At 60.0% G+C, this 19200-nt stretch carries 16 protein-coding genes; 7 read left to right on the top strand and 9 right to left on the bottom strand.

What is annotated here, in order from left to right; translation table 11 throughout:
- Nucleotides 1-340 (top strand): transposase (locus tag CKW18_RS28285; protein ID WP_141233123.1); only part of this gene is annotated, 340 nt, incomplete at its 5' end.
- Between the two features lie 634 nt (nt 341-974).
- On the opposite strand, the gene CKW18_RS28280 is transcribed toward CKW18_RS28285, so the two are convergent.
- The 7 genes from CKW18_RS28280 to CKW18_RS28250 all read right to left on the bottom strand — a co-directional run bounded on the left by CKW18_RS28280 (nt 975) and on the right by CKW18_RS28250 (nt 8449).
- Nucleotides 975-1772 carry a MetQ/NlpA family ABC transporter substrate-binding protein gene (locus tag CKW18_RS28280; RefSeq protein WP_095191797.1) on the bottom strand — a complete coding sequence of 266 codons (798 nt, stop codon included), beginning with the start codon at nt 1770-1772 and terminating at the stop codon, nt 975-977.
- Between the two features lie 167 nt (nt 1773-1939).
- On the bottom strand, nt 1940-2872 hold the full coding sequence (locus CKW18_RS28275) for a sigma 54-interacting transcriptional regulator (protein WP_095191796.1): 933 nt from the start codon (nt 2870-2872) through the stop codon (nt 1940-1942).
- A gap of 55 nt (nt 2873-2927) precedes the next feature.
- Entirely contained in the window at nt 2928-3509 is a 582-nt protein-coding gene (locus CKW18_RS28270) for an alpha/beta hydrolase (RefSeq protein ID WP_095191795.1), read from the bottom strand.
- Nucleotides 3510-3797: 288 nt separating this feature from the next.
- Nucleotides 3798-4199, bottom strand: coding sequence for a biopolymer transporter ExbD (locus tag CKW18_RS28265; RefSeq protein ID WP_003220570.1), 402 nt, complete (start codon nt 4197-4199; stop codon nt 3798-3800).
- A gap of 1 nt (nt 4200) precedes the next feature.
- Complete coding sequence (locus CKW18_RS28260; protein WP_095191794.1) at nt 4201-4926, bottom strand: MotA/TolQ/ExbB proton channel family protein; 726 nt, start codon at nt 4924-4926, stop codon at nt 4201-4203.
- 45 nt (nt 4927-4971) lie between these two features.
- The gene (locus tag CKW18_RS28255; RefSeq protein ID WP_095191793.1) at nt 4972-5784 is read right to left on the bottom strand and encodes an energy transducer TonB; all 813 of its coding nucleotides are present in this window, start codon (nt 5782-5784) and stop codon (nt 4972-4974) included.
- 304 nt (nt 5785-6088) lie between these two features.
- Complete coding sequence (locus CKW18_RS28250; protein WP_095191792.1) at nt 6089-8449, bottom strand: TonB-dependent receptor; 2361 nt, start codon at nt 8447-8449, stop codon at nt 6089-6091.
- 165 nt (nt 8450-8614) lie between these two features.
- Between CKW18_RS28250 and CKW18_RS28245 the strand changes: the two genes are divergently transcribed.
- Nucleotides 8615-9559: a LysR family transcriptional regulator gene (locus CKW18_RS28245; RefSeq protein WP_095191791.1), complete on the top strand. Its 945-nt coding sequence runs from the start codon at nt 8615-8617 to the stop codon at nt 9557-9559.
- Nucleotides 9560-9749: 190 nt separating this feature from the next.
- Complete coding sequence (locus CKW18_RS28240) at nt 9750-11366, top strand: alkaline phosphatase family protein (RefSeq protein ID WP_095191790.1); 1617 nt, start codon at nt 9750-9752, stop codon at nt 11364-11366.
- A gap of 83 nt (nt 11367-11449) precedes the next feature.
- Here the strand turns inward: CKW18_RS28240 and CKW18_RS28235 are convergent, their stop codons facing one another.
- Nucleotides 11450-12370: a TauD/TfdA family dioxygenase gene (locus CKW18_RS28235; RefSeq protein ID WP_095191789.1), complete on the bottom strand. Its 921-nt coding sequence runs from the start codon at nt 12368-12370 to the stop codon at nt 11450-11452.
- A 181-nt stretch (nt 12371-12551) separates the two neighbouring features.
- Between CKW18_RS28235 and CKW18_RS28230 the strand changes: the two genes are divergently transcribed.
- Complete coding sequence (locus CKW18_RS28230) at nt 12552-13472, top strand: LysR family transcriptional regulator (protein WP_095191788.1); 921 nt, start codon at nt 12552-12554, stop codon at nt 13470-13472.
- Between the two features lie 122 nt (nt 13473-13594).
- On the opposite strand, the gene CKW18_RS28225 is transcribed toward CKW18_RS28230, so the two are convergent.
- Nucleotides 13595-14608, bottom strand: coding sequence for an ABC transporter substrate-binding protein (locus CKW18_RS28225; protein WP_095191787.1), 1014 nt, complete (start codon nt 14606-14608; stop codon nt 13595-13597).
- A 408-nt stretch (nt 14609-15016) separates the two neighbouring features.
- On the opposite strand from CKW18_RS28225, the gene CKW18_RS28220 reads away from it, so the two are divergent.
- Genes CKW18_RS28220 through CKW18_RS28210 form a run of 3 tightly spaced genes read left to right on the top strand, consistent with a single transcriptional unit; the run spans nt 15017 to nt 19051 of the window.
- Nucleotides 15017-16615, top strand: a complete 1599-nt coding sequence (locus CKW18_RS28220) for an ABC transporter permease (protein ID WP_095191786.1) — start codon at nt 15017-15019, stop codon at nt 16613-16615.
- Nucleotides 16612-17427, top strand: a complete 816-nt coding sequence (locus CKW18_RS28215) for an ABC transporter ATP-binding protein (RefSeq protein ID WP_095191785.1) — start codon at nt 16612-16614, stop codon at nt 17425-17427. The genes CKW18_RS28220 and CKW18_RS28215 overlap by 4 nt, the downstream gene beginning before the upstream one ends.
- Nucleotides 17428-17440: 13 nt before the next feature.
- Complete coding sequence (locus tag CKW18_RS28210) at nt 17441-19051, top strand: arylsulfatase (RefSeq protein WP_095191784.1); 1611 nt, start codon at nt 17441-17443, stop codon at nt 19049-19051.
- Nucleotides 19052-19200: the final 149 nt, after the last annotated feature.

Here is a 19200-nt window from a genome sequence, read left to right as displayed (position 1 = left end):
GGATTTGCTGGCGGCCAACCAAGCGTTGATGACGGTCTACTTGATGAAAGCTGAACTCAAAACGCTCTGGACGCCAAGTACCGCCTGGGGCTGGAGATCAGCCTGGAAGCAATGGCTGCGCCACGCTGATGAAAGCGCGATACCGGCTCTGATCCTGTTCGCCAAACGGCTAAAGGGTTACTGGCGGGGAATCGTCAGCCGGGTTCGCTGGCCGATGCACACGGGGCAGTTGGAAGGCATAAACAATCGAATAAAGGTTATCAAACGGATGGCGTACGGTTACCGGGATAGCGAATTCTTTTTCATGAAAATCAAGAGCGTCTTTCCCGGTAATCCGTGAAGAACCTTTTAAAAATGCCGGCAGGGTGCTGAGGATAAACGCGTAATCGAATGTCATGAAGCTTCCTGGACATCGCTCGGTAAGCGACGGTGATGCAGTCCATGGACAGCGGGTGACTGTCCGGCAGGAAGTGACTTTATAGGTATAAAAACAAGAATTTAAATACCGTTAAAGCATATTGATATCACTCAAAAAACTATCCTGTGGGTTTGCCGGGAAGGAATAAGAAGGCTATTTTCCCTTGCGCTGTAGGAAGGATCTTTTTTTCACGAAAGCCCTCCAAGGACGAACAGCTTTTGGCCAGACTCCGCCGGCCGAACCCTCACAAGGAAGAGAAACATGGACGTAAAAGTGCCGCAGCGACTGGATCCGCAGGACATTGTGAAATTGTTGGTGGCGTTGCGCCGCGCGTTGAAAGCGCAAACGGCCTGAGCCGTTACCCTGCTCATTCCCACGCTCTGCGTGGGAATGCAGCCTGGGACGCTCCGCGTCCCACCAAGAGCCGAACGCGGAGCGTCCGATGAGGCATTCCCACGCAGAGCGTGGGAACGATCATCGGGGACACAAAAACGCCGATGACTATCACTAGCCATCGGCGTTTTCACAACTTGAAGGGGTTCACTCAAGCGTCAGATCAGAACGCCGGCAGTACCGCGCCGTTGTACTTCTTCTCGATGAACGCTTTGACTTCCGGGCTGGTCAGGGCAGCGGCCAGTTTCTTGATGGCGTCGCTGTTCTTGTTGTCCTCACGGGCAACGAGGAAGTTCACGTAAGGCGAATCAGCGCCTTCGATCACCAGCGCATCCTTGGTCGGATTCAAACCGGCTTCCAGCGCGTAGTTGGTGTTGATCATGTCCAGATCAACTTCCTTCAGAACGCGTGGTAGCAGGGCCGATTCCAGTTCCTTGAACTTGAAGTTGTGCGGGTTCTTGGCGATGTCTTTCGGCGTGGCCAGGGCGTTCTTCGGGTCTTTCAGTTCGATCAGGCCAGCCTTCTGCAGCAGGATCAGAGCGCGGCCGCTGTTGCTGCCTTCGTTCGGGATGGCGATGGTTGCGCCGTCCGGCAGTTCAGCCAGGGTCTTGTATTTGCTCGAGTAGCCACCGAACGGTTCAACGTGCACGCCTTGCACGGTCACCAGATACTTGGACTTGTCGTCCTTGTATTTGCCCTGGTTGAAGCTGTTCAGGTACGGCAAGGTCTGGAAGTAGTTGGCATCCAGACGCTTCTCGCCAACCTGTACGTTCGGCTGCACGTAGTCAGTGAACACTTTGATTTCCAGATCCACGCCTTCTTTGGCGAGGGTCGGCTTGATCAGCTCAAGAATTTCAGCGTGCGGGACCGGGGTCGCCGCGACGACCAGTTTCTCGCCGGCCTGGGCCAGGGAAGCCGTCAGAGCAGCCGCCAATGCGGTAAACAACAGAACCTTTTTCATGCAGTGTCCTTATCGAAAATCACGGTCGCTGATGGCGACGGCATCTAATACGTGTGCCAGTGAAGTGATATCGCTGGCGTGAGGCGGACAATACCGGGATTTTTTATTCCCGGACAATAACGTTTATTCAGCTTCATATTCCATTTTGTTCATGTTGGACGAGACGGTTACAACCGCTTGCTCAAACTAATCAGCAAGTCTTTCAACGCCTTACGCTCATCGACACTGCCACCGATGTTGATTTGCGTCACCAGCCGCTCGATCTGAACCTGCGGGCCAGACGCGTCGGGCAGGTTCAGGTGCTCCGGCAGAATTTCGTCGCCGGTGCTCACCAGCAAGGCAAAGTGAATGACGTTTTCCAGCTCACGGGTGTTGCCCGGCCAGCTGTGTTGCTCCAACAGATGCTGCGCCGCCTCACTGATCAGCGGCACCGGCAGGTCCAGTCGCTGGCTGTAGATGCCGAGGAAATACTCCGCCAGCGACAGAATGTCGCCGATTCGCGCACGCAGCGCTGGCAACTCCAGTTGCCCTTCGCTGAGGTAATGGTAGAGCCGCTCGTGGAATTTCCCGGCGTCCACCGCTTGCGCCAGATCGATGCTGGTCGCTGCCACCAGCCGCACATCCACCGGGCTCGGCTGATGTGCGCCAACGCGGGTGACTTCATGGTTTTCCAGGGCAGCGAGCAATTTGATCTGGATCGGCAACGGCAAGTCGCCAATTTCATCGAGGTACAAGGTGCCGCCGTTGGCTGAGCCGAACCAGCCCGCACGACTGCTGGCCGAACCGCTGTAACTGCCAGCGGCATAACCGAACAGCTCGGCATCGGCGTAGGTCGGGCTGATCGCCCCGCAATTGACTGAAACAAACAGGCCGCTGCGGTCACTGGCGCGATGGATGTGGCGGGCGAGCAACTCCTTACCGGTGCCGGTCTCACCACGAATCAATACCGAGACCGATCGTGGCGCCAGCTGCTCAAGTTCCTCACGCAACTGACGCGAGCGCGGGTCGACGAACACCAGCGCTTTGGCGCGAATGCTCAGGGGGCTTTTTTCCGCGTCGGGAAAGGTCAGCAACGGCTGACCGAAAGTTTCGAAACTCATGGCAGACTCCCGCCCAGAACCGCCGGCAGACGGGGGCATTTAACAAAATAAAAAATCAGGCGCGACGTCGGGCGTGGTGTTCCATACGGTTTTGCAGGCGATAGAGATAAGCAAAACCTTGCTCCCAACGCTGATGTCCGGACTTCACATTGATGTGTCCGGCGCCCGCAAGAATCCCCGCTTCGGCACCCCAGTTGCGCGCCAGCTCCAGTGCGCGCGGCGCACTGACGGCGGCGTCGTTGTCGGAGCTGACAACCTGGCTCGGAAACGGCAGCAGCTCGCTCGGAATCGGTGCGAAATTGCGCAGCGCCGGCGCGCAGGCCGGGCGCTCGACATCCGCCGGCGCAACCAGCAAGGCGCCGCGTACCTGACGCAGGTATTGCAGCGGCGCAGTTGCCGCCCAATGGGCGACCGTGATGCAGCCGAGGCTGTGCGCGATGAGGATGACTGGCGTGCTGTCGGCGGCGATGGCCTCGGCCAGCGCCGCGACCCAGTCTTCACGGCGCGGGGTCAGCCAGTCGGCCTGTTCCACCCGCGCGCTGTTTGGCAGGCTGTTCTGCCAGTGGGTTTGCCAATGATCTTCTGGCGATCCTTGCCAGCCCGGCACAATCAGGTAGCGAATTGATTCGTTGCGCATGGGGGAGCTCTCCTGCGTGTCTGTTCCTGAACGAGTATAGGGATGGGATTTATATTCGTTAAGGAATAAGAAGCTATTTATTAAGACCTTAAAAGAATATGACATATAGAACCGTGGGAGCGAGCCTGCTCGCGAATGCGTCATCAGACTCACCATCCCTTTTGACTGATATACCGCTTTCGCGAGCAGGCTCGCTCCCACAGTGGTTTGAGGGTGAGGCTTGTTTCGCGGGATAAAAAAAGGGCCGCACCCTGCCAAGGAGACGGCCCCGGAAAATCGAAAATGTTGTTACCGCGCGGTGATCACCGACAACTTGGTAATCCCCGCCCGCTCAATCGAGGCCATGGCCCGCGCCACTTCGCCATAATTCACGCCGTCATCCGCCTGCAACTGCACACGCACTTCCGGGTCCTTGGCCTTCGCCGACTTGAGGTTGAATTCCAGCAAGTCCGGCTGAATCTCGTCCTTGTTGATAAACAGTTTGCCGGCACCGTCGATGCTCACCACCAACGGGTCTTTCTGTTCCACCGGCGCGACCGCTTCGGTCTTCGGCAGGTTGATCGGTATCGCGTTGGTCAGCAGTGGCGCGGTGACGATAAACACCACCAGCAGCACCAGCATCACGTCCACCAGTGGCGTCACGTTGATCTCGCTGAGTACCTCATCACTGTCTTGCGTGGAAAAGGCCATATCAGGACGCCTCCTTCACTTTTGTCGCGTTGCCCGGCGCGGCAACCTTGTGCGCGGTCGGGTGGATCAACACGCGGAATGCACTCTTTTGCGCCAGGCTGTAGAAGTCGTGGGCGAAGTCATCCAGATCGGCGGCGGTCAGTTTCAAACGACGCAAAAAGTAGTTGTAAACCAGCACCGCCGGTACCGCGACGGCGATCCCCACACCCGTGGCAACTAGCGCTGCACCGATCGGACCGGCGACCGTTTCCAGACTCGCCGAACCTGCCGCGCTGATTCCCTTCAACGCTTCCATGATTCCCCACACGGTGCCGAACAAACCAATGAACGGCGACGTACTGCCAATACTCGCGACCACCGCCAGACCGGTCTCCAGCGAACGTCGCTCGCGGACGATCTGCTGACGCAGTGCGCGCTCCAGACGATCCTGATGGTTGATCGCATGGCTCAAATCATTGGCCTGCGGCGCCTCGCCCACCTGAATCGCCGCATAACCGGCCTGTGCCACCCGCGCGGCGGCGCCGGGCTGGGTTTCGCTCAACTCGGCGGCGGCATCCAGGCTCGACGCCGCCCAGAAGCGTTTATGAAATTGGCGGTCCTGCGCTTTCAGGCGACCGAACTGCACAGCCTTGAGCAGAGCCAGTCCCCAAGTGGCGACGGAAAAAACCACCAGCAGCCAGATCACCGCGCTTTCGATGGATTCCAGTGGAGATGCCAGTAAAGTCATGATGTGCTCCCTCGTGTAAACGTTTTGCGCGAAATAGGTTTCGGTTTAATGAATCTTGAAATCGATGGGCACGCTGACCCAGCCGTCCTGGGCGACATCACCCTGCTTGGCCGGCACAAAACTCCAACGCTTGACGGCGCTTAACGCCGCATCGTCGAGTTGTTGCCGGCCACTGCTTTTCTGAATCTGGATCTCGCCCGGTTTGCCGCTGGCCAGCACATGCACCCGCAACAACACCGTGCCTTCCCAACCGCGGCGCTGGGCCAGCGACGGATATTCCGGCGCCGGGTTCTTCAGGTACGCGGCATTGGCCGAGGCTGGCGTCACCGGAGCGGGCGCCGGTGGTGGTGCAGGAGGCGCGGGCGCGGCAACCGCGGCTGCCGGTTGCAGCGGCGCCGGGGGGTGCTCGACGGCTTTTGGTGCTGGTTTGGGTGGCTGTTTAACCACCGGTTTGGGTTTAGGAATCGGTTTCGGCGGCGGCGGCTTTACCGCCAGTTCGTCTTCCACCGGCGGTGCAGGCTCGACCACCGGTGCTGGCGGTGGCGGCACAACAACCGGCGGCGCGGGCGGTGCCGGGCGCGAGAATTCGATAGTCATCGGCGGAATTTCCGGCGGCACGATCGGCAGCACTGGCGTCGGTTTCTGGCTGATCCAGTAGATCACCGCGCCATGTGCCAGCAACGCCAGCACGCCAAGCAGAATCGCTTCGCGGCGGCTCAGAATACTTTTGGGCGCACGCTGCAGACGCAGTTGCCCCAACGGCACACGATGCGGTCGGCCGAGATCGACCAATTCGCCACTCGGCGTCTGACGCCACAGCAATTCCCCTGCGCTGGCGGCGGTCTGGACATTGCCCATTGCTTCACTCCCTGCGGTCTTTTTTACGTTCTCTGCAAATACTGCCGACCCACCGCTTGTTGAATCCCCCACGGTGAATCACTGGGTGAATCATTGGACTAGACGCTTATCTCCGAAAGTAATCTTTGACGTTATGCATAGTCGTTTATGGAATATGAGATTTGATCAATTCCGCCAAAGCCACGCGTCACAAGGGCTGCAGCGATGGCCCGAAAAACACATGCTTTCCAGGCATTGAAAGTATTCACACAGCGCATTGATTTCGCCTGTCAGGGCAGCATCACGCAGCCCCTCGAAGGATCAATCAGAAGTCGTAACGACCGGTGACGCCGAGGGTGCGCGGCGTGCCGAGCAGGCCTTCATAACCGCCGTTGCCGCCGGTCCACAGGGTCGTGTAGTAGGTTTTGTCGAAGGCGTTTTTCAGCCACAGCGAGACGTCCCACTGGCCTTGGTTGAAGTCGCCGCGCAGGCCGGTGGAGAAATTGACCACCGCGTAGCTCGGGATCTGGCCGTAGTCGGAATCCTCGACCGTGCCCACCGCTTTGGAGCGGAACGCATAGCTGGCGGTGACGTAGGGTTCGAAGCCGTTATCCAGATTCCATTTGTATTCGCCGTTGGCGTTGCCGATCCATTTCGAGGCGCCGACCACTTGATGGCCGCTGAGGTCGCAGGACGCCGGAGCCCCCGGCGCCTGGCTGACTTCTGGCGGGCACGGGGCATCTTTGTACGAGAGGTAACTGACATCGTTGTAGGAGCCGTTGATGTTCAGGGTCAGGCCGCGCAGCGGGATCAGCGTGCTTTCGAATTCGACACCGCGCGAACGCACGGAACCGGCGTTGGTCAGGTATTGCACGCGGTTGTCGGCGTCGTAGGCGTTGGTCTGATAGGCGTTGACCTGGGTCCAGAACACGTTGGCGTTGAGTTGCAGACGGTGATCCCACAGCGTGCTTTTGAAACCCAATTCGGCGTTATTGGCGCGTTCGGTGCCGATCAGCAGCGAGTCAGCCCCGGCGGCGGGTGCCGAGCCCACCGCAAGGTTGACCCCGCCAGATTTCTCGCCGTGGGACACCGTCGCATAGGTGAGTACGTCATCGGTGATGCGATAGCTGAGGTTGAGCAGCCCGGACGGACTGGAGCTGTACTGGTTCAAGTCGCCGGAATCGTAGGCGCCGGCTCGCCCGCGTCGCGCCGTAGCGGCAGCACCGGCGACGGTTGCGCCACCGAGCGGGGCATTACGTGTGACCCACGCGCTTTTTTCTTCATAGGTGCCGCGCACCCCGGCGGTGAAATCCAGGCGCTCGGTGAGGTGCCAGGTGCCTTGGGCGAACAGGGCAAAACTGTCGGTCTTGATGTGGCCGTTGCCGACACTGGTGACGTTGGCCAGCGCACCGGCCGGCGTGCCGTTCCAGATATCCGCTTGCGGGCCGTAATAGGCGAAGGATTTGTTATCCAGATTGTTGCCGAAGTAGTACGCACCGACGACGTAATCGAAGAACTCGCCCTTGGGCGAGGCCAGACGAAATTCCTGCGAATACTGTTTGTCTTCCACCGACACCCCGGCGTTGTAGCTCGCCGGCACGTTGAGACCATCATCGTTTTTCGGGGTGAAATTCCAGAAGCGATAGGAACTGACCGAGGTCAGGGTGAAGTCGCTCGGCAGCGTCCAGTTGGCCTCCACCGAGGTGCCGCCCTGATGCACGGTGACATGCTGGTCGTTGTCCAGATTGACCTTGCGGTGCGAGCCGTTGACCAATGTTGCCCCGGCCACGTTGGCGCGCGCCTGGTAAAGATTGACGCCGTTGATGGTCGGCCCGGTGTTGTACAGCACGCGGGTGCCGGCGCTGGAATTCTCTTCGTTGTAGTCGCCGATCCAGCGCAGATTGAAGTCTTCGTTGGGCTTGAACAGCAGTTGCGCACGGAAGCCGTCGCGTGAACCGCCGTTGAGGTCATGGCCGTCGTATTCGTTCTTGATGTCGCCATCGCTGCGGGTGCGATAGGCGGAAAAACGCCCGGCCAATTGATCGTTGAGCGGCCCGGAAATGGTGCCCTTGGTCTGGAAGTAGCCGTCCTCGCCGATCGAGGTTTCGATGCTGCGCTCAGGGGTGAAGGTCGGCGCGCGGGTGCTGATGTTGATGACCCCGGCGGTGGTGTTTTTGCCAAACAGCGTGCCCTGCGGCCCACGCAGGACTTCGAGCTGCTCGATGTCCATCAAGTCGAAGACCGCCATCCCCGGGCGACCCAGATAGACGTTGTCGATGTACAGCCCGACGCTGCCTTCCAGGCCATCGCTGGCCGGGTTGTTGCCCAATCCGCGAATGGACACGCTGGACTGGCGCGCATGCATGTAGGCGACGTTGACGCTGGGCACCAGTTGCTGCAAATCCTGAATCCGGTAGACCCGTTGCGTCTCCAGATTCTGCCCGCTCACCACGCTCATTGGCGTGGGCACGTCCTGCGAACTTTCTTCGCGACGGCGGGTGGTGACCGTCACCGTTTCCAGCTGCGAACTGTTGGCCGCCGGCTTGCCGGCAGGGGCTGGCGCCGGGGTTTCGGTTTCAGCGGCGTAGCTGTGAGTCCAACTGGCGCTCCCCGCCAGCAGCAGGGCCAGAGGCAGGCGCTTGAGCCGTCGTGGTGTGAGGGGTGACGCAAGGTTCAACGGACTCATGGCGCGGCTCCTGGTCAAAAAACACACAGACATCTTTAGCGCTGCATATTCTTTTAAGTTATTTATTTATGTTTTTACAAAGATTTACTGCATAAGAGATTGCCTTTATAAGGAGTCGACCTAATGCATATCCAATGCATTTCCCGGATATTTTTTATGTGAAAAATGCATATCGACTTGCGCCAACTTCGTCACTTCATCGCCCTGGCTGAGCAACGCAGCTTTGTCGCCGGCGCGCAGGCGGTGAACCTGTCGCAGTCGGCGTTCAGCCGCAGCATTCAGGCGCTGGAACACAGCGTCGGCTGTCAGTTGGTCGATCGCGGGCGCAAGGAATTGCCACCAACCAAACAAGGCCAGGTCCTGCTCGAACATGCGCGGCGGCTGGTCAGCGGCGCGCAGCAGATGGCCAACGAGATCAGCCAGTTCAATGGCCTCGCGGCCGGGGAATTGCGCTTCGGTTGCGGCCCGGCCCCAGCCGCTGGCTTGATTCCGCGTGCGATCGGCAGCTTCATCGGGCGTTACCCGAAAGCGCGGGTGCAGTTTCAGGTCGATGACTGGCAGAGCTTGAGCAAGCGCCTGCTGAGTGAGGAGTTCGAATTCTTTGTCGCCGACACCCGCCACTTCGAGGCGGATCCGGATTACCTGACGCATCGGCTGCGCCCGCGCAAATGGCATTTCTGCTGTCGCGCCGGGCATCCGCTGGCTACTTTTGAACGGGTCACCGCCGAACAATTGATGAGCTATCCGCTGGCGGTTAGCATCCGCCCGCCGAACCTGCGCAAGGTCATCGTCGACCTCAGCGGCCGGCCGGATTTCACGCCGAATGTGGAGTGTGAAAACAGTTCGAGTTTGCTCAGCGTGGTGCTGCGTTCGGATGCGATCGGAATAGTCGGCGCGTATTCCGATGCGTTGCATCAGGCCAAGGGTGAGCTGGTGTGTTTGAAGATCGAAGGTCTGGCCGATGATCTGGAAGAGCTGTACACCCGCTATGGGATTGTCAGTCGGGCGGGATATCGGTTGTCGCCGTTGGCTGAGGCGATGATTGAGCAGATCAAGGCGATTGATGCGGTGGATGAGGAGGTGTGTTCACTGGAGAATTTTGCCGTTTGAGCCACCGCCTTCGCGAGCAAGCCCGCTCCCACATTTGGAACGCGTACTCCTGTGGGAGCGGGCTTGCTCGCGAAGGCGTCGCCACAGGCACCGATGCATCCACTGCATAAAACCCATTCCCCAAATGCACTTGCCGAACACCCCCATCGAAAGCGAAAACCGTCGCCTGTCTCTCTGACCGGTGAACCCCATGTCCCAGCCTGAAAAACCCGTGCGCAACGTGCTCTACATCATGTGCGACCAACTGCGCCGCGATTACCTGTCCTGCTACGGCCATCCGCATTTACACACGCCGAACATCGATCGCCTGGCCGAAGCCGGCGTTCGCTTCAGCCGCGCCTACACCCAGGGCACCATTTGCGGCCCGTCGCGGATGTCGGCCTACACCGGGCGCTACGTCAGCAGCCATCAAGTGGCGTGGAACGCCGTGCCGCTGCCGCTGGAAGAACTGACCCTCGGCGATTACCTGCGCCCCCACGGCATTCGTACCGCGCTGGTCGGCAAGACCCACGCCACGGCGAATGTCGACGCATTGCAGCGACTGGCGATCACTCCCGAAAGCGCACAAGCCGAAGTGCTCAACGAAGTCGGCTTCGAACCGTACTTTCGCCACGACGGCATCTTTCCCGATGACCCGTTGTTCGACAACAAACGTGAATCCGCGCCCTACACCCATTACCTGCGCGAACAGGGTTTCGACGGGCGCAATCCCTGGCACGACTGGGCCAACGCCGCCGAAGGCGAGAACGGCGAAATCCTCAGCGGCTGGAAAATGCGTCATGCACATTTGCCAGCACGAATTCCCGAGCAACACTCAGAGACTGTCTACACTACAAATCGAGCCATCGACTTCATCACCGAGCAAGGTGAGAAATCCTGGTGTTTACACCTCTCCTACATCAAACCGCACTGGCCCTATATCGTACCAGCTCCGTACCACGCCTTGTACAGTACGAAATCGATTCTAGAAGCGGTCCGTGCGACGCCCTCCGAAGCCAGCAAACACCCCGTATACACTGCCTTTCGCCAGCATGAGGAAAGCCTCAACTTCTCCCGCGATTCAGTACGATTGACTGTAATCCCCACCTACATGGGCCTGATCAAGCAAGTGGATGATCAACTCGGGCGGCTATTCGATTTTCTGCAGAGCAATGGCCGTTGGGATGACACGCTGATCGTGTTCACCAGCGATCACGGCGACTTTCTGGGCGATCACTGGCTGGGCGAGAAGGAGTTTTTGCTGGAACAAGCGGTGGGGGTGCCGCTGATCGTGCGTGATCCTCGGGCGGCGGCGGATGTCACGCGGGGCACGGTGGATGAGCATCTGGCGGAAACCATCGACGCGTTGCCGACGTTTCTTCAGGCGTTGGGATTGCCGCAAGCCGAACATCGGCTGGAGGGCCGCTCGCTGATACCGCTTTTACATGGCGAGAATCCGGATTGGCGCCGCTATGCAATCAGTGAGTACGACTACGCCTTTCAGGCGCCCGCGCGGGAGCGACTGGGCCAGCCGATCGACCGTTGCCGCATGACCATGGTGCGCAGCGAACGCTGGAAATACCTGGCGTACGACGGTTTCAGGCCGCAGCTGTTTGATCTGCTGAATGATCCGCAGGAGTTGCGTGATTTGGGTGAAGACCCGGCTTACGCGGCGGTGCGCGAGGAGCATGCGGGGTATTTGTTCGAGTGGGTGCGCGGCTTGAAGCGGCGCACGACCATCAGTCATCAGGAGATTGATTTGCGCGGACAGCGGTTTCGCTACGGTGAGCCGGAAACCGAGAAACTGGTGCAGATTGGAGTTTGGTGAAGAAAAAGCTTCGCGAGCAGGCTCGCTCCCACATTTGGAATGCAGTCCCCTGTGGGAGCGAGCCTGCTCGCGAAGAGAGCCGATCAGACGCCGCCGATGTCAGGGCCCTTGATGGTCTGACTACGCTGCCCCGAAGCCCCCACCGGCACTTCACCCTTCAACGTCACCCGACGCACCACCCGATCCTGCGTGCCGTAATCATCAATCGCGTAATGCTGCGTCGAACGGTTATCCCAGATCGCCACATCACCCGCCTTCCAGCGCCAGCGCACGGTGTTTTCCTGACGAACCACATGGCTCTGCAACAGCCCGAACAGGTGCGCCGAATCCGCTTGCGAATAACCCTTGATGCGCTTGACGAAGTGCCCCAGCAGCAAGCTCTTCTCGCCGCTGATCGGGTGGACGCGCACCACCGGGTGCTCGGTCTCGTACACGGTCGACGTGAAGACTTTGCGGTAGCGCTCAAGCTTCTCCGCCGACACGTCAGGCTTGGCGCTGGCGTAGTCGTACTCGTTGCTGTGCACGGCGATCAGTTTATCCGCCAGCTCGCGCAGCTCGCTCGGCAGTCCGTTGTAAGCGGTGGCGGTGTTGGCCCACAGCGTGTCGCCACCGAACGCCGGCGCGACGACGGAGCGCAGGATAGAGGCCTTCGGATAGGCATCGACGAAGGTCACGTCGGTGTGCCACGAGTTGGCGCGCTGCCCTTCGGCACCGTCCAGTTCCAGCAGATAGCGGGTGCCCTCACGCGACGGCACGGTCGGGTGCGCCACCGGCTCGCCGAGCAAATGGGCGAAGGCTTCCTGGCGCTGATCGTCGAGCTGGGTTTGTTCACGGAAGAACACGACCTTGTACTCAACCAGTGCCTGTTGAATGGCTTCGACCGTGGCGGCGTCCAGATCACCGGACAACTGCACGCCACGAATCTCGGCGCCAATACGACCGGCCACCGGATGAATTTCCAGCGCGTGGACAGCGGGTTTTACAGCGAGTGCGGCATTGCTCATGGGTAGACCCTCATCGACTGCTTACGGTTGGGTGGCAGCAAAACATCGCTCTATCTATATTCCATATACATCTAATAGATAGCTACATGCTTCATTGACGGAATAAGAGCTTGCATTTAAAACCTCAAGCAACCCTCGTCGCAAATGCCTTCGAGCTATTTTTAGGATGCCGGAAAAGCATATGGATCTTCGCCAGTTGCGCTACTTCATCGCCCTCAACGAACACCGCAGTTTTGTCCGTGCGGCGGACGCGATGGGCATCACCCAACCGGCGTTCAGCCGCAGCATTCAAGGGCTGGAGCAAGAGTTCGGTTGCGTGCTGGTGGATCGCGGCAACAAGGATCTGCGCCCAACGCCCGAGGGCCAGGTGGTGCTGCAACACGCCCTGACGCTGGTGCAGGGCGCGGCATTGCTCAGTGCTGAAGTGACGCAAATGACCAAGCTCGATGCCGGCGAAGTGCACTTCGGCTGCGGCCCTGCGCCGGCAGTGAAACTGGTGCCGGACGCGGTCGCGCAATTCATCAACGCGCACCCGAAAGTGCGCACCTGTTTTCAGGTGGATAACTGGGAAAAACTCAGCCGCGCCCTGAACCGGGAAGAGATCGAATTCTTCATTGCCGACATCCGCCATTTCGAGGCCGACCCGAACTTCCAGACCCAACCACTGACGCCCAAACGCGGGGTGTTTTTCTGCCGGCCGGGGCACCCGCTTTTGGCCAAGGAAAGCCTGTCGACCAACGACATGTTCGACTACCCACTGGCAACCACGCTGATCCCGCCGGGCATACGCAAACTGCTGGCGAACCTCAGCGGGCGCATCGATTTTTCACCGACCATCGAGACCGAGCATTTCCCGGCGCTGGTGAAAGTGGTGCTGCAATCCAATGCAATCGGCATCGGCACGGAAGAGGCGTTTTACGAGGACATTGCCCAGGGTTCGCTGGCGTTGCTGCACTGGCGTAATTTGCCGCAAAACCTGGAGAGCATGAATGCGCGGTGCGGGATTGTCAGTCGCACCGGGTTTCGCTTGTCGCCGGCAGCAAGAGCAATGATCGAGACACTGGTGGCGGTGGATAAGCAGCAAATCAGCGTCGCTGTTTAGGGCCCTTTCGCGAGCAAGCCCGCTCCCACAGTGATTCGGTGGCGAATGCAGATTTTGTATTCACCCAAGATCCCTGTGGGAGCGAGCCTGCTCGCGAAGAGGCCTGACCGGACACCAGAGTTTTAGAGTTTGGCTGCAGCGAGTTCAGGCACCACCCAGTCATTCACCTTGAACGGCTTGCGAATCAGCCGCTGCTGCGCCGCCAGATCCACCTTGTCCTGCAAGCTGCCAAGGAACACCGGATCCAGTGTCGAGGGGAATATCTCGCTCAACTTCTGATCCTGCAGATCCTGGGTCAGGATCACCGGCGGATAACTTGCCAGGCCCGAGACCAACTGCACGTACGCGTCCTTGTTGCTGTCCTGAGTCAGCCATTCCACTGCCTGCTGCTGAGCCTTGAGCAGTTTTGCCACCGCTTGCGGGTGTGCATCGACAAACTTGCCGGTACCGATCAATACCGACTGCACGCTACCCGCGCCACCGAGATCCTTGGTGTTCAGCGGCAATTCGGCCAGACCTTTGGCTTGCAGCGCGGCCAAGCCTGAGCTGCCCCACGACGCATCGATCTGCCTGGCCGCCAGCGCCGCCACCGCCGCGCTGAAATCAAGGTTGATGACCTTCAGATCCTTCTCGCTCAGGCCCTGGCTGGCCAGCGCCGCATCGAATGACAGCTGAGTCGCGGTACCGCGAAAGATTGCCACGCGTTTGCCTTTGAGGTCCTGCAAAGTCTTGATCCCCGAACCCGGTACCACGCCCAGATACTGCTTCACCCCACGGGCGCTGGCGCTGAGCAGCCGCGTGTCGAGGCCATTGGACTTGCCGATGATCGCCGCCAGATCGCCCAGATAGGCCAGATCGACCTGACCATTGGCGAAGGCCTCGTTGATCACCGGCCCCGCCCCTTTGAAGAAGCTCCACTGAATCTTGATGCCCTGCTCGGCGAAGGCCTTTTCGAATATCTGCTGATCGCGCAGCACGTCGACTATGCCGCCACCACTGTGCTGAGTGCCGGCACTCAGATCGGGCACGGCGATGCGGATTTCCTTGAGTTCATCGGCGTGGGCGGTAAACGCCAGAAAACCCGCCAGCGCCGGAGCGGCAAACAGGCTGATGACGCGTTTGAAGGGAAGGTTCATAGGTGCAGCTCCTTGATCACGACGGGCGTTGAGGAGCCGAAAGTAGGCCGAACCTGCATCTTGCTTTAAATACTATAAATTCACATTTTTATAGCTTTTAACGCTAAGCAAGCGGTTACGGGGCTTGCAGCGGCGTATGCATTAACAGCATCGAAAATATTCTTCGAATGCATTGGATGCGCGTCTGGCTGGAGGCCTTAAATGGTCTGGCTTATCTCTCAATAGAATTGATTTTAATTTTATTAGACCAATTTTGCATACGCCGCTAGCCCACTGAGGGAGCGGGCTTGTTCGCGAAAAGGCCGTGTCATCCCCCCTCAACGGCGACTGACACTCCGCCTTCGTGAGCAAGCCCACTCCCACACAAGCAAAACGGTTCGCCATGCAACCCGACAACGGAGGTCACCCATGGCCCGTGATTCCCTGCTCAGCCTGCCGCTGCCCGCGCGACCGCTCAAAACTCGCCGCACGGGGCCAAGCCTGACCCAACGTGTGCTGCCCTGGCTGCTGCCGCTCAGTCTCTTTGCCCTGTGGTGGCTGGCGGCGCGCAATCAGTGGATGAGCGAGCAGATCCTGCCGGCGCCATCGCTGGTGTGGAACAGCGCGGTCGAGCTTTCTCAAGGCGAGCTGTGGAGCCATTTGTGGATCAGCCTGCAACGGCTGCTCTGGGGCTTGCTGGCGGGGATCAGCGCAGGTGCAATGCTCGGCGCTGCACTGGGTTTCAGTCGGCGTCTGGAGCGCCTGATCTTCCCGACCTTCGCCGGTCTCGCCCAAGTGCCGACACTGGCGTGGATCCCGCTGTTCATGGTGTTTTTCGGCATCGGCGATGTGCTGAAACTGGTGGTACTGATCAAAGCCATCGTGGTTCCGGTCACCCTGCACACGCTGGTCGGCGTGCGCGATGCGCAACCGAAACTGCGAGAAGCCGCTGCTGTGTTGCGCTTGCCGTCGCATTTGCTGATCCGTCGTCTGGTGCTGCCTGCCGCCCTTCCCGCGTTCATGGCCGGCGTGCGGCTGGCATTGGCCGCTGGCTGGACCTCGCTGCTGGCCGTCGAGCTGCTGGCCTCCAGTGAAGGCATCGGCTACCTGATGGTCTGGGCGCGGCAACTGTTCATGCTCGACATTGTTTTCGTCTGCATCGTGGTCATCGGCTTGATCGGTGTAGCGATGGATCGCGGTATCGGCCTGCTGGACAAAAAACTGCTGCACTGGCCGCACCCGGCCACCGCTGAAATTCGTCGCGGCCCGCGCTATGAAGGCTGGCAGCGGCTGCAACCGTGGCTGCTGCCGCTGGGCTTGTTCGTGCTGTGGCAATTAGCGAGTGATCAGCAGTGGGTCGACGCGAATATTCTGGTGAGCCCGCTGGCCGTGCTGAGCACCACATGGGACGGCTTGCTCGATGGCACGCTGATCAGCGGCATGGCCCTTAGCTTGGGGCGCACCCTCGGTGGTTTGCTGCTGGGCGGTGGGCTCGGTTTTGCTTTGGGCCTGCTGTTGGGCCTGTCGCACCTCAGCGAACGCCTGCTCGGGCCGACGCTTGCGGCGCTCCGTCAGATCGCGATTTTCGCTTGGGTGCCGCTGCTCACCGCGTGGTTCGGTCTGGGCGAATTGGCCAAGTGGGTATTCATCGCCCTCGCTGCGTTTTTTCCGCTGTTTATCGCCACCCAACGCAGCGTCGCCAACCTTTCGCCGCAACTCAACGAAGCCGCACAGGTGCTGCGCCTGAGCCTCGGCCAGCGTCTGCGCCGGCTGGTGCTGCCGGGCGCCGCACCGGGGATTTTCGCCGGGCTCAGGTTGAGTCTGATCTATGCCTGGCTCGGCACCATCGGTGCCGAATATTTCATGCCGTCCAACGGCGGCATCGGCAGCCAGATGATCGGCGCCCAACAACTGCTGCGCATGGATCTGATCATGGCCGGCATGCTCCTCGTCGGTCTGACCGGCGCCCTGCTCAACCTTATTGGCCAACGCCTGGAAATTCGCGCGACCCGCTGGAGACACGCATGAACGCACCGATTGTCAGCTTCAACCATGTAGGCAAATCCTTCGACGTCGACGGTTTCGAACTGGAAGCGATTCGTGAATTCAACCTGGACATCGCCGAGGGCGAATTCGTCGCCATCGTCGGTTCCAGCGGCTGTGGCAAATCGACTTTGCTGCGCTTGCTGGTAGGCCTCGATACGCAGTTTCGCGGGCAGATCAGCGTCGACGGCAAAGCGGTCAGCGGCATCGGTGGTGAGCGCGGCATTGTCTTTCAGGAACACCGTTTATTCCCGTGGCTGACCGTGGCCGACAACATCGGCCTGGGCCTGGTCAACGAGCCGCTGAGTGCTGCGCAGAAGCAACAACGGATCAACGATTTCATCGACCTGGTGGACCTGCGCGACTTCACCCGCGCCTATCCGCACCAGCTCTCCGGCGGCATGGCCCAGCGTGTGGCGATTGCTCGCGGCCTGGTCGCCAGCCCTCGGATTCTGTTGCTCGATGAGCCTTTCGGCGCCCTCGACGCACTGACCCGCCAGCAGATGCAGGACGAACTGCTGGCGATCCGCGACCGGGCCAAAATCACCACGGTCCTCGTCACCCACGACGTCGAAGAAGCAATCTTTCTCGCCGACCGCGTGGTGGTGATGGAGCCGCGTCCGGGACGGATCAAGCAAGTGGTCGACATCGCCCTGCCCCATCCGCGCCAGCGCAGCAGTTTCGACTTCCATCAGTTGCGCGAAGAGCTGCTGCACGAGCTGACCAGCGACGACCATTACCAACCGAGCGTACCGGTGCAGATCCGCAATCTGCCGCTGTCGTTCATTGCTTGCTGAGAGGAGCTTTTCGATGCCGCAACGCCCCAACTTTCTGCTGATTCTGGCCGACGATCTCGGCTTCTCCGACCTCGGTGCATTCGGCGGCGAAATCGCCACGCCGCACCTCGATGCCCTGGCCAGCAACGGCCTGCGCCTGACCGACTTCCACACCGCGCCCACCTGCTCGCCGACCCGTTCGATGCTGCTGACCGGCACCGATCACCACATCGCCGGCATCGGCACCATGGCCGAAGCACTGACGCCGGAACTGATCGGCAAACCGGGTTATGAGGGTTACCTCAACGACCGCGTCGTCGCATTGCCCGAACTGCTGCGCGAGGCCGGTTACCAGACGTTGATGAGCGGCAAATGGCACCTGGGCCTGACTGCTGAACTGGCGCCCCACGCTCGAGGTTTCGAGCGTTCGTTCTCGCTGCTGCCGGGCGCGGCCAACCATTACGGTTTCGAGCCGACCTACGACGAGCACACGCCGGGGCTGCTGAAGTCAACGCCGGCGCTGTACATTGAAGACGACCGGTTCATCGACGAATTGCCCAAGGATTTCTATTCCTCCGATGCCTTCGGCGACAAGTTGCTGCAATACCTCAAGGCACGCGACCAGACCCGCCCGTTCTTCGCGTACTTGCCATTTTCCGCACCACACTGGCCGTTGCAGGCGCCAGCCGACATCGTCGAGAAATACCGAGGCCGCTATGACGCCGGCCCGGAGGTCTTGCGTCTCGAACGACTGGAAAAGCTCAAGGCACTGGGGTTGATCGAACCAGACGTCGAGCCGCATCCGCTGGTCCAGTTGACCGCGCAGTGGGACGCACTGAGCGACGAGCAAAAGCAGATTTCCGCGCGGGCGATGGAGGTCTACGCGGCGATGGTCGAGCGCATGGACTGGAACATCGGCCGGGTCGTCGATTACCTGCGCCAGCAAGGGCAACTCGACAACACCTTCATCCTGTTCATGTCCGACAACGGTGCCGAAGGCGCGCTGCTGGAAGCGTTTCCGAAATTCGGCCCGGAGTTGATGACTTATCTGAATCAGCATTACGACAATAGCCTCGACAACATCGGCCGGGCCAATTCCTACGTCTGGTACGGGCCGAGCTGGGCGCAAGTCGCCACCGCGCCGTCGCGGCTGTTCAAGGCGTTCACCACCGAGGGCGGGATTCGTGTGCCAGCGCTGCTGCACTATCCGCAATTGCCTTTGAAGGGACAGATCAGCCATGGCTTCGGCACGGTGATGGACATCACCCCGACCATTCTTGATCTGGCTGGCGTGCGTCACCCGGGCAAGCACTGGCGCGGCAAACCGGTCGCGCCGCTGCGCGGTAAATCGTGGCTGGGATTTCTGTCCGGCGAGACGGCGCAGGTGCATGACGAGCACACGGTGACGGGGTGGGAATTGTTCGGGCGCCGGGCGATTCGGCAGGGGTCGTGGAAAGCGGTGTGGATCCCGGGGCCGGTGGGGCCGGCGACGTGGCAGCTGTATGATCTGGCCAGTGATCCGGGGGAGATTCATGATCTGGCGGTGAGTCGGCCGGAGAAGCTCAACGCCTTGATCGGGCATTGGCAGCAGTATGTGGAGGAGACCGGGGTGATTCTCAGTGCTTCGCCGTTTCAGCCGGATTAGATGTTGCCTGACAGATTGCATTAGCGAGCCTGCTCGCGAAGAGGACGTTGAAAATCACCCATCAAGCCCGGACTGTACGTACCCCTTCATTCGTAACTTCATCCCGCCGCACAAACCGGTTCGCCCGCCCGAACGTGCCGAAATCATTA

The sequence above is a fragment of the Pseudomonas sp. Irchel 3E19 genome (assembly GCF_900187585.1).
Taxonomy (GTDB): Bacteria; Pseudomonadota; Gammaproteobacteria; order Pseudomonadales; family Pseudomonadaceae; genus Aquipseudomonas; species Aquipseudomonas baetica.
The sequence above is the reverse complement of the archived record's forward strand: the minus strand, read 5'-3'. Positions and strand labels throughout refer to the sequence as shown.